Source organism: Paenibacillus sp. MMO-177, assembly GCF_037147795.1.
GTDB lineage: Bacteria > Bacillota > Bacilli > Paenibacillales > Paenibacillaceae > Pristimantibacillus.
Window position 1 is genome coordinate 48185 of sequence record NZ_JBBCUR010000013.1, and the last position, 11885, is coordinate 60069.

At 53.6% G+C, this 11885-nt stretch carries 9 protein-coding genes; 2 read left to right on the forward strand and 7 right to left on the reverse strand.

Translation table 11 applies throughout. From position 1 onward, the window contains the following. Positions 1 to 26 precede the first annotated feature (26 nt). Both WFK81_RS27150 and WFK81_RS27155 read right to left on the reverse strand, forming a co-directional pair. Entirely contained in the window at positions 27 to 1397 is a 1371-nt protein-coding gene (locus tag WFK81_RS27150) for a HAMP domain-containing sensor histidine kinase (protein ID WP_336790125.1), read from the reverse strand. Further along, complete coding sequence (locus WFK81_RS27155; RefSeq protein WP_336790126.1) at positions 1394 to 2068, reverse strand: response regulator transcription factor; 675 nt, start codon at positions 2066 to 2068, stop codon at positions 1394 to 1396. The genes WFK81_RS27150 and WFK81_RS27155 overlap by 4 nt, the downstream gene beginning before the upstream one ends. Before the next feature lie 153 nt (positions 2069 to 2221). On the opposite strand from WFK81_RS27155, the gene trxB reads away from it, so the two are divergent. Together trxB and WFK81_RS27165 are read left to right on the forward strand one after the other, a co-directional pair. After that, complete coding sequence (trxB, locus tag WFK81_RS27160; protein ID WP_336790128.1) at positions 2222 to 3163, forward strand: thioredoxin-disulfide reductase; 942 nt, start codon at positions 2222 to 2224, stop codon at positions 3161 to 3163. A 183-nt stretch (positions 3164 to 3346) separates the two neighbouring features. Further along, the gene (locus WFK81_RS27165; RefSeq protein ID WP_336790130.1) at positions 3347 to 5098 is read left to right on the forward strand and encodes an alpha-glycosidase; all 1752 of its coding nucleotides are present in this window, start codon (positions 3347 to 3349) and stop codon (positions 5096 to 5098) included. 36 nt (positions 5099 to 5134) lie between these two features. Here the strand turns inward: WFK81_RS27165 and WFK81_RS27170 are convergent, their stop codons facing one another. From WFK81_RS27170 to WFK81_RS27190, 5 genes are all read right to left on the reverse strand, one after another. Next, positions 5135 to 5614: a hypothetical protein gene (locus WFK81_RS27170; protein ID WP_336790132.1), complete on the reverse strand. Its 480-nt coding sequence runs from the start codon at positions 5612 to 5614 to the stop codon at positions 5135 to 5137. 1039 nt (positions 5615 to 6653) lie between these two features. Then, the gene (locus WFK81_RS27175; RefSeq protein WP_336790134.1) at positions 6654 to 8309 is read right to left on the reverse strand and encodes an alpha-amylase family glycosyl hydrolase; all 1656 of its coding nucleotides are present in this window, start codon (positions 8307 to 8309) and stop codon (positions 6654 to 6656) included. Positions 8310 to 8318: 9 nt separating this feature from the next. Beyond that, positions 8319 to 9167, reverse strand: a complete 849-nt coding sequence (locus tag WFK81_RS27180; protein WP_336790136.1) for a sugar ABC transporter permease — start codon at positions 9165 to 9167, stop codon at positions 8319 to 8321. Next, positions 9164 to 10471 carry a carbohydrate ABC transporter permease gene (locus WFK81_RS27185; protein ID WP_336790137.1) on the reverse strand — a complete coding sequence of 436 codons (1308 nt, stop codon included), beginning with the start codon at positions 10469 to 10471 and terminating at the stop codon, positions 9164 to 9166. The genes WFK81_RS27180 and WFK81_RS27185 overlap by 4 nt, the downstream gene beginning before the upstream one ends. An 81-nt stretch (positions 10472 to 10552) precedes the next feature. Beyond that, entirely contained in the window at positions 10553 to 11878 is a 1326-nt protein-coding gene (locus WFK81_RS27190; RefSeq protein WP_336790138.1) for a sugar ABC transporter substrate-binding protein, read from the reverse strand. Between the last annotated feature and the right edge of the window lie 7 nt (positions 11879 to 11885).

Genomic DNA, 11885 nt, shown 5'->3' on the forward strand with positions numbered 1-11885 from the left:
CACCCTTTCGATCTCACATTGGCGGTTTACGGATTCAGCGGCAGCCGGACGACGAATACCGCCCCTTGCTCCGCGTCCTCAATCTCGATCGTTCCGCCATGAATGTCGATAATCTTCTTCACAATAGATAAGCCAAGCCCGCTTCCGCCCTGGGAACGGTCCCTCGACGGATCGATTTTGTAAAAACGCTCGAATACCCGGTCCCGTTCCTCCTCCGGAATTCCGCTGCCCGTATCGGAGATCCGGACAACGGCATAGCCGTTTTTCTCCGACAGCTGGAACGAGATTTTGCCTTCCTCCGGCGTAAATTTCATGCTGTTGGTAAGCAGGTTGATCCATACCTGACTCAGCTGATCCTCGTCGGCTTTAATCACGGTCTCTTCCATTAACAGCTCTACCGTCAGCCGCTTCGCAAGCCAGGCCGGCTCGCAGGACAAGACGACGTCGCGAAGCTGCCTGTCGAGCCGGTAGGCGACCGGCTTATACGGATGATGCTCGGAATCGAGCGACGCCAGCTTCAGCAGATTTTCGCTCAGCCGGGAAAGACGGCTGCTCTCCTGCTTAATAATACCAACATAACGATTCCGGTCCCCTTCCGTCAAATCCTCGCTGCGCAGCGCCTCCGCAAAACCGCCGATCGAGGTAAGCGGCGATTGGATTTCATGCGATACGTTGGATACGAAATCGCGGCGCATCGTCTCCAGCTGCGACAAGCTATGCGCCATCTTGTTAATGCTGTCCGCAAGCTCTCCTAGCTCGTTCTTATGCGACATCGGAAGCTGTACGCCAAAGTCGCCTTTGGCAATGCGGGTTGTGGCGGCCGTCATCATTTTGAGCGGCTTCACCAGATAACGGGCAGCAAACAAAATCAGGATACAACCGACCACCAGCAGCGTAATGAGAATGGTGAACGTATTCCGCTGGAAGCTGCGGACCTGCCGGACATGATCCGGGGTAATAAAGACGGCCCATTCCGTGTTGCCGAATTGGGCCAGTCGGCCGTATGCCGGAGGCGAAGGCGGACCGCTCTGATGTTCGTCGGTATACTTTACCCGTTCCGTTTTGCCTCCAAATATGTTCTCGACCGTCTTGTAAGTCAAATGATTCACAATCGCGCGGCTCGTCCGGCCGACCTGAATAACAAATCCGTTCCGGTTGACGGCAACGATCGACATTTCCTGAAGGCTAGAGACCTGCTCGAGGAACATCGGCAAGGACCGCGGAGACGAATCGTTATACAGCTTCTCCAGCCGGGTAATCATCATTTCCTCCAGGCCGTTCTGCCCCTGAAGATCCCGCTTGAAAAGCTGGTTCGCCGTATAATAGGCAATACTAATACTTACTAATACGATGACCAGAAAAGTCACCGCTATTCGCACATACAAGCTGCGGATCATGCCCGCTCCTCCAATCGGTAGCCCAGGCCGCGGATCGTTACGATGCGGAAGCCGAAATCCTCCTCCGGAAACCGCTCGCGAAGCCGCTTAATATGTACATCAACCGTACGCTCGTCCCCTTCGTAGTTCATCCCCCACAGCTGCTCGATCAGATGCTCCCTTGTGAAGGTTTTGCCCGGATAGCTTGCCAGCTTGAAGAGGAGCTCGAATTCCTTCGGCGGCAGCAGAATCTTATCGCCGTTCGCAACGAGCTGGAAGTCCGAGCGGTTCATCGACAATCCGCCCAGCTCCACCACCTGCGAGGAAGCAATGCGGTAGCGCTTGAGCAGCGCCTTAACCCGGACGATCAGCTCCGGCGGATCAAACGGCTTCACAACGTAATCATCGGCGCCAAGCTCAAAGCCTTTCACCTTATGTGCCGTCTCGCCCTTGGCCGTCAGCATCAAGAGCGGCATGTCGAACGACTCTCGCAGCTCCGCGCATAAGGCCCAGCCGTCCATTTTGGGCATCATCACGTCAATAACCGCGAGATCCGGTTTGACCGCCTCCAAACGGGTTAACGCATCTTCTCCGTTGGTTGCTTCAATCACTTCATATCCTTCTCTTCGCAAAAACAAGCTGACCAGCTCGCGTATATTCGGATCGTCGTCCACGACGAGTATTTTCGGCATAATGGAGCACCTCCCGTTCACTATCTTTCTACAATAATACATCTAGATGAAAATAAGATGAACTGTATTGACAAAGTTTACAGATTGTAATAATTTTAAACTAGAAATTGCGACATAAGCCAACATCATATAGATAGAGTGGAGGAATTCTTCATGTACAAAACAGTCATTATCGGTACCGGCCCTGCCGGATTAACAGCGGCGATCTATCTGGCGCGCGCAAATATGGAGCCTCTCGTAATTGAAGGCTGGCAGCCAGGCGGTCAGCTGACAACAACAACGGAAATCGAGAACTTCCCGGGCTTCCCTGAAGGCATTCTTGGCAGCGAGCTGATGTCCAACATGCGCAAGCAAGCGCAGCGTTTCGGCGCCTCCTTCCGCAACGGCTCCGTAAAAAGCGTCGACTTCAGCAAACGCCCTTATACGCTTGACGTTGAAGGCATCGGCGAAATTCAAGCGGAGACGGTTATTATCTCGACTGGCGCTTCCGCGAAATACCTCGGCATTCCGGGCGAGCAAGAAAACATCGGCCGCGGCGTCAGCACTTGCGCAACTTGCGACGGCTTCTTCTTCAGGGGCAAAAAGCTGATCATCGTTGGCGGCGGCGACTCCGCAATGGAAGAAGCGGTATTCCTGACTCGCTTTGCTTCCGAAGTAACGGTTGTTAACCGTCGCGATGAGCTCCGCGCTTCGAAAATCATGCAGGACCGCGCACGCGCGAACGAAAAAATCAGCTGGAACCTGAACAAAACTCCGCTTGAGATCGTTCCCGGCGAAATGGGCCTGAAAGGTCTGAAAGTACGCAACAACGCAACCGGCGAAGAAGAATTCGTGGAAGCGGACGGCGTGTTCATCACGATCGGCCATACGCCTAACACGAAATTCCTCGGCGGCCAAATCGACACCGACGAGCAAGGCTACATTATCGTGAAGCCCGGCACTTCGGAAACCAACATTCCTGGCGTATTCGCATGCGGCGACGTGCAGGACCGTCAATACCGCCAAGCGATTACGGCGGCAGGCAGCGGCTGCATGGCAGCTCTGGATGCAGAACGCTTCCTGGAAGCGCAAAGCCATGACGCGGTTCATGCTTAAAAATTAAAAATTCGGAATTGCCTGTGGCTCGTTCGGACGGTTCATAGTATAATGAGGGAAGTTCGAACGACAATTTAAAGGCAATGCTACCTATAAAGGTACAACCTCGCTGATTTTTATAATTAGCCGGTTGTGCCTTTTTCTTGTTTTACCCCATTATTCGATTGGAGTGATCTTACCTTTATGCTGCTCGAAGCGATCTATCACAGACCCAAACAAAATTGGGCTTACGCTTATGACAAAACGACGTTACATATTAGGATTCGTACGAAACGCAATGACGCGGAGCGCGTGGAGCTCATTGCCGGAGACAAATACAACTGGGCCGGCACGTTTGCCGTTGTCCAGATGACCGTGCTCTCCTCCGACGCGCTTTTTGATTACTGGGAAGCTTCCATCGAGCCTCCCTTCCGCCGGCTTCGTTATGCGTTCCGCCTGACGGACGGCGATGAAACGGTGATCTTGACGGAAACCGGCTTTCCGGCCGAGCTGCCGGATAATCCGAATACGTTTTTTGACTTCCCTTATATTAATCCGGTGGATGTGTTCTCCCCTCCGGCTTGGGTGAAGGACGCGGCGTTTTATCAGATCTTCCCGGAGAGATTCGCAAACGGCGATCCTTCGCTGAACCCGGAGTTAACGGAAGAATGGGGCGGCAAACCAACGCCTACGAACTTCTTCGGCGGCGATCTGCAAGGCGTGTTGGACCATCTGGATTATTTGGCCGAGCTCGGCATTAACGCCGTCTACTTCACCCCGCTGTTTGAAGCAACAACGAACCATAAATACGATACCGAGAACTATATGCAGGTCGATCGTCATTTTGGCACAAACGAGAAGCTGAAGGAGCTAGTTGAGGAATGTCATAAGCGCGGAATCCGGGTGCTGCTGGATGCGGTGTTTAACCATGCGGGCCGGACGTTCCCGCCGTTTGTGGATCTGTTGAAAAACGGCGAGAAATCCGTCTATGCAAATTGGTTCCATGTACGGGAATGGCCGCTTCGGGTGGAGGACGGCATCCCTACTTACGAGACGTTCGCCTTTGAGCCGATGATGCCGAAGCTGAATACGGAAAATCCGGATGTGAAGGCCTACTTATTCAATGTGGCGCGTTATTGGATCGAAAAAATCGGAATCGACGGCTGGCGGCTTGACGTGGCCAACGAGGTGGATCACCAGTTCTGGCGGGAGTTCCGTCAAGCGGTGAAATCCGTAAAGCCGGATGCGTATATCCTCGGCGAGATCTGGCATGACGCGATAATGTGGCTGGAGGGCGACCAATTCGACGCGGTGATGAACTATCCGTTTACGAACGCGGTGCTGGACTTCTTCGGGCATCAGACGATTGGCGCGAAGGCTTTCGCCGACGCCATCGGCCGGCAGCTGGCCGCTTATCCGCAGCAGGTGACGGAGACGGCGTTTAACCTGCTGGACAGCCATGATACGCCGCGTCTTCTGACGATCTGCGGCGATGAAGTCGATTCAATGAAGCTGGCGGCTCTGTTCCAGCTGACTTATCCGGGCACGCCGTGCATCTATTACGGCGATGAAGTGGGCATGAACGGCGAGGGCGATCCCGACTGCCGGAAATGCATGGTGTGGGAGCCGGAGCAGCAAAATCAGGAGCTGCTCGCTTTCTACAAGCAGGCGCTTGCGCTTCGGCGCAAGCACGCCGCGCTGCGCAGCGCGGACATCCGCTTCCTGCAGGCAGCGGATGGCGAAGATGGCGGCGTTATCGTGTACGAACGCCGCGATGGGGACGAGCGCATCCTCGTCGCGATGAATGCGCGAGGACGCGAGGCTGTTGCCGCCGTGCCAGCCGGCGGCACCTGGGTGTCGCTGCTCGGCGATGAGCAGCGGCTTGAGCCGGCAGCGGGGAAGCTGCGGCTGCGGCTCCCGGGGTACGGCTACGGCATTTGGAAGCAGCTTGTTTAAAGCGGAAAGACGGACACAGCATCATGCTGGTCCGTCTTATTTTTTATCAGGCTTGCTTGCCCGATAGAAGCGATTGCGGATTAAGGTAACGACCGTTTGAATCAGAAGCAGCAGCAGGATGCCGCTAAGAAAGGAATAAAAGTTGATATAGATCGTGTTGGTATATTGGTTTAACCAGCCGAATTCCGTAATTCGGCCGTCTATCTGATCACGTATCCGCTGGGCTTTATCCACTTGAAGCAGGACCGATACCGCAAAAAAGACAAGCAGGATAAGCAATACCCGGACTCTATTGTATTGAACCAGATACCGTTCCCTATGTACGATCAAAGCTATACCGGCCAATAAGAGCAGATACATCGGCAGCTCAACAAACCAAAGGATATCCGCCGGATTCCCATTGCCGGAAGTACCATCCGGGATCATCTCAATCGTAAACAGATCAACAAGAAAAATAAGAATAACATTAATCAAGAACACAATGAGCGTCACAATCCGCAATGCTTTCGTATTCAATGCTCGCCACCTCCCACAGCCCACGCCGAGTCTCGCGCCATTTCCCGCAGACTACTATTGTACCGCTCTAACGGTTGCTTCAAACCCCAGTTAGTTCGGTTTCCTCCTCGGAGCCTTCTGCCTGCTTACCCGACAGCCGCTCACCTAAAACCATTGCCGCTAACTTCGTCCCCTGTCACCCTCGCCCCAACCGCTGTAACTCGGTTTTTTCCTGCTATTTCGCTACTTTTCCCCTACGCCTTCCGGCTCCAGCCGCTGTAACTCGGTTTTTTCCTGCTATTTCGCTACTTCTACCCTACGCCTTCTCGCCCCAACCGCTGTAACTCGGTTTTTTCCTGCTATATCGCTACTTTTACCCCAAGCCTTCTCGCTCCAACCACTGTAACATGGTTTTTGCCTTCTATTTCGCTACTTTTACCCCACACCTTCCCGCTCCATCCGCTGTAACTCGGTTTTTTCCTGCTATTTCGCTACTTTTACCCTACGCCTTCCGGCTCCAACCGTTGTAACTCGGTTTTTTCCTGCTATTTCGCTACTTTTACCCCAAGCCTTCTCGCTCCAACCACTGTAACATGGTTTTTGCCTTCTATTTCGCTACTTTTACCCCACACCTTCCGGCTCCAACCGCTGTAACTCGGTTTTTTCCTGCTATTTCGCTACTTTTACCCTACGCCTTCTCGCCCCAACCGCTGTAACTCGGTTTTTTCCTGCTATTTCGCTACTTTTCCCCTACGCCTTCCGGCTCCAGCCGCTGTAACTCGGTTTTTTCCTGCTATTTCGCTACTTCTACCCTACGCCTTCTCGCCCCAACCGCTGTAACTCGGTTTTTTCCTGCTATTCGCCCTCACCCCGTCCGCCATGCACCTCGGACCGGGTTACAGCAGGCTTTTTGCCTGCTATTCGCTCTCCCGCTGTCCGCCATGCACCTCGGACCGGGCGGCAGCAGGCTTTTTGCCTGCTACTTCCAATGCGGCAATTGGTTAGCGAGGCACCCGCGCCTAAGCAATAAAAAATCCGGTGCCTCAGGCACCGGATTCGTCTACTTCAATATAACGCTGCTGTATGGCGGCAGCGTCACGACGCCGCCGCTTAGCTCGGCGGCGTTGTCGCTCTTACGGCTCAGCTTCGCGAATGAGCCGTGCTCTTCGGCCAGCTCCGCCTTCTGCGGCTGGCCTGACAAATTATGCAGCACGAGCACGCGCTCGTCTGCTGTTGCCCTCACATACGCGGATACTTGCGGTACCGCGTTCTTCAAGCTGTACGCGATGATTCCCCCATCGCGCAAAGCCGGCTCCTCGCTGCGCCACTTGAGCAGCATCCGATACCAAGCGAGCAGCGACTGGGCATCCCGCTGCTCGCTCTCCACCGATACGGCCGAACCGGCCGTATTGTACTTGCTCGCTTCCCAGCTGGTTTGCCCCTCCCCGCCAGCGGGATCCGCATACCAGACCATCGGCTCGCGCAAATACTCATCCGGCTTGGCGCCGGCCATGCCAATCTCTTCGCCGTAATAAATAAACGGATTTCCAGGCAGGGTAAGCAGCATGGCAGCAGCCATCTTGGCATGCGAAACGTTGCCGTTCAATGCGGTCATCACCCGAGTCTGATCATGGTTGCTCAGAAACGGCGCGTCCACATAAGTTCCGCCGGAGGATTTCTCGTACAACCCGTAAGCCTTGCCAAGCGTAAAGGCCAGATCCGAGTCCCGCTCCCGGTCAGCCGCGCTGATCAGCTTGCCGGCGAGATCGAAATCAAATGCCGAGTCCAGCGCCTTATTCAAATAAGGGGCAATAACAACCGGCGAATCCCATACCTCGCCTACCAGGTACGCATCCGGCTTCACGCCGGATAAGCCGCTGCGGAACTCCTGCCACCATTTTTTATTCGCTCCTTGAATCTCGGTACTATTAATGGTGGAAGCATAATCGCCGTAAATATGCTTGGCCGCATCCAGACGGAAGCCGTCGAGTCCCTGCTCCAGCCAATATTGGCCGATGGACACAAGCTCTTCCCTTACGTCTGAATTGTCAAAATTCAAATCCGGCATGCCTTCCCAGAACACGCCTAAATATTTGCTTTTCCCGTCAGCCGCCAGATGCCACGGATTGCCGCCAACCGCACCGTCCGCCTTCGCATCCTCATCGGCCCCGACAAAATGATACCAGCTCCGATAAGGACTATCCGGATCCGCAAGCGCCTCCTTAAACCACGGATGCTCCGTGCTCGTATGATTCACAACCAGATCCATGATGACCTTAATGCCGCGCTTATGCGCCTCATCCGTCACCTTCTTCAGATCATCAAGCGTTCCGTAATCCGGATTGACCGCCCGGTAATCCGTCACGTCGTAACCGTGATAGCTTGGCGAAGGATTAATCGGCATAAGCCAAATCCCGCCGATGCCGAGCTGCTGCAAATAGTCCAGCTTGGCCGTTACGCCGTTCAGATCGCCAATCCCGTCCCCATTCGAATCATAAAAGGACCGGACAAAAATCTCGTAATAAACGGTGCCCGGCTGTTCATCCACCGGCTCCGCAGAAGCTTCCTTCACAGCAGCGGCAGCCGTCGGCGATGCCGAGGCAACAGGCTCACTCTCAACCTTCCCGCCGCCAGCGTTATTCGCCGAGCAGCCCGCAAGCGAAGCTGCCAAAGCGGCAGCAATCGCAGCACGGGCGCACCAACCTCTATAAGCCATAATCGCCCTTTATCCTTTCGAAGCGCCTGCCGTAAGCCCTTGAACAAGGAACTTCTGCAGGAAGACGAACAGCAGCGTAATCGGAACCGCAATCAAGACGGCGCCCGCGGCAAACATCGTAAAGTTCGAGTTCTGGTACGAGCTGACCAGATCCCACATGCCGACGGCAAGCGTCCAGTTCTCTTTCGAACGAAGCACCAGCCGGGCGAAAATAAAGTCGACCCAAGCTCCCGCAAACGTCGTCAGCGCCACATAGATCAGAATCGGACGGGCAAGCGGCAGCATGATCCGGTAGAAAATCTGCAAATGATTCGCGCCGTCAATCCTTGCCGACTCGTCGAGGCTGCGCGGGATCGTATCGAAGAAGCCTTTTATCACAAACCCGTTCATCAATACCGAACCCGCGGAATAAACGATGATAATCGCCGTATGGGTATCGAGCAGGTTAAGCTGCAGCAGGAAAATATACACCGGCACCAGGCTCATGAAACCGGGGAACATGCCCAGGACAAGCAAGGTTGTCAGCAGGGTTTTCCGCCCCTTGAACCGGAAGCGCGACAACGCGTACATGCTCATCGTCGACAGAATCGTCGAGAAGATCATGGACAGGAAAGCAATTTTGAGCGTATTCAAATACCATCTGCCGTATAGGAATACCTTCGAATGGAACAGCTCCGTATAGTGCGACAGCGTAAACGTCTTTGGAATAAACGAATCGCTGTACAGCGAGGTGCCCGGCCGGAACGAAGACAGCAGCACCCAAAGAGCAGGATAAAGACAACAGATCGCGATGACAGTCAGCACCACGTAGCTAAGCGTCAGCCGAATAAAGCGGCTCCTCGATTGACCAGCCCTCATTGGATCATATCCTCCTCTTTGAACGACTTCGTGCGACGGTAGTTAATAATCGAGAACGTTGCGATAATGATGAAAATAATAATGCCAATCGCCGAAGCCATATTGAATTGGCTGTTGTTCAGCGTCAATTTGTACAGCCACGTTACAAGCAGATCCGTGCTGCCCGCGTATTGATAATTGCCGTTCAGCGGTTCGCCGTTCGTCAGCAGGAAAATCAGGTTGAAGTTATTGATATTGCCCGCAAACTGCGTAATCAGAATCGGTGCGGTAGCGAACAGGACAAACGGCAGCGTCACGATCCGGAACTTCTGATAGCCGGAGGCTCCGTCCACGTCCGCCGCTTCGTAGAGATCCTTCGGAATAGCGGTAAGCACGCCAAGAATGAGAACCATCGATACCGGAATGCCCACCCACATGTTAACGAGAATAGCGGTTGCCTTCGCCCAGGTCGGATCCGTCAGCCAAGGCAGCTTGCCAAAACCGAAATACGATAGGTACTGGTTAATCGGGCCAAACTGTCCGTTGAACAAATTGCGCATAACGAGCAGCGAGATCAGCTGCGGAATCGCGTAAGGCAGGATAAAGAGCGTCCGCCACAGCTTTTTAAACTTAACGTCCTTTTGTTCAATAAGCAGAGCGACAAGCAGGCCGCCGAAATAGCAGGTTGCGGTCGCAAGCACGGCCCAAATAATCGTCCATGTAAAGACGCCAAAAAACGTTCTGCTCCAGGATTTCAGCGTCAGCAGGTCCTTAAAGGTGTTGAAGCCAACCCAATCGACCAGCTTCGCCGGCGGAATATGTTGAGGCAATGAGTAGTTCGTGAAGGAAAGCAAAATCATGAAGACAATCGGCATAATCGTCAGGAACAATACGCCGAGGCCAGGAATGGTCAGCAGCAAATGAGGAAACTTGCGGTCCCACACATAGCTGATAGACTCCCGGAAGGTCGCGGCCCGAATGCCTTGCTCTCTTTTCGCCCCCGTACGGTACGCATCGCGGATATTCATAATGTAAATGGTGATAAAAAGCGCCAATACCAGAACCGTAATTAGTCCGTTAATCATCAGGAAGATCGAATGATCCCCTTTGACCGTCTGATATACCTTGCCTACCTTCACCATCTTGGAAGGCGTATCGCCCAGCGTCCAAATCCCCCACAGGTCATGCGCAAGGCGAGGGATAAAATAAACAAGCGCTGCCGCTTCCGTCAGGAGCAGCAGTATTCCTTTCATATATTGCCGGTTGTACAGTTGGCCAAGCCCCATTGATATGGCGGACAAAATAGCACTGCGACGACCATTCATACCCGTGTACTCCTTCCACAGCTTACGCCCGCCGAAACTGCCTTCGGCGGGCGAGCCATCTGTCTCTTATTTCGCTATGCCTTATTTCGTCGTACCTTTAGCCGCATCTTGGATTTGCTTAACCGCATTGTCGAGAGCCGCCTTCGGATCTTTGTTCTCGTTCCAGATATCAGCCAGAGCTGCGCCGATCGGATCCCATACCTTGCCCATTTCCGGAATCGAAGGCATCGCCTGCGAGTTTACGAATTGAGCCGCAAAACCGCTCGAGATCTCATCCGCTTTGAACGTTGGATCTTCCATTGCTTCTTTGTTCGCCGGAATGGCGCCAGTCAGCGAGTAGTCTTTCAGCTGGCCTTCCTTGGAAGAAATGAAGTTAGCAAACAAACGGGAAGCATTCGGGTATTTCGTAAACGAGTTCACGTACCAGGCTTTAACGCCGGAGAACGAAACTGCCGGTTTGCCGTTAATGGTCGGGATTGGAGCTACGCCAAAGTTAATGCCCAGGTTCTTGAAGTCGCCGACTTTCCAAGGACCCGTAATCGTCATCGCCAGCGATTTGTCGGCGAATTTGCCTTGGATAATGTCCGCGGAAGCGTCGCCGGATTTGACAGGCAGAATCGATTTCAGGGACTGGAAGTATTTCAGACCTTCAACCGCGCCGTCATTGTTCAGGCCGATGTCCGCAGCGTTTGTTCCGTTCTCGCCAAACACGTAGCCGCCGGTTGACGCGAAGAAAATGTAGTTGAAGTAGAAGTTGCCCATTTCCCACATAAGGGCGTATTTATTTTTTGCGGGATCATTGAATGTTTTCGAGAAGGTAACGATGTCGTCAAACGAAGCCGGAGGCGTCTGCACAAGGTCTTTGTTGTAGAACAACGCGTAGGTTTCAACGGAACGCGGGTAACCGTACAGGATACCGCCCGAAGTTACCGCATTAACCGCAGCTTCCGCGTTTGCTGTTTTTGTCTCTTCTTCGAAGAAATCGTTAGGAAGAATAAGTCCGGCCGCTACCGCTTGGCCAAGGTTGTCATGCGGGAACGTTACGATATCGGCACCGATGCCCGCAGGGCCGTCGGTTGTCAGCTTTTTCACTTGGTCCGGCGACTCTACTTCTTCGATCTTGACCGGAATATTGTATTGCGCCGTAAATTCCTTCGCCATTTCCTCTACGAAGCCGCGCTCGTTCTTCGAATCCCATACGGTAAGCGTTGCGCCTTCTTCCGGCACGATCGCCTCATCCGCCGGCGCTTCGCTTGCGCCTGCGTTGCCTGCGTTAGCCGAAGCCTCTTCCGTTGCCGCAGGAGCGTTTGTTGCCGCGGAATTGCCGTTGTTATTGCTGCCGCCGCTTCCGCAAGCCGACACGATGAACAATGCCGTGATCATCGTCGTTACAAACCATTTTTTCATTCTTAAT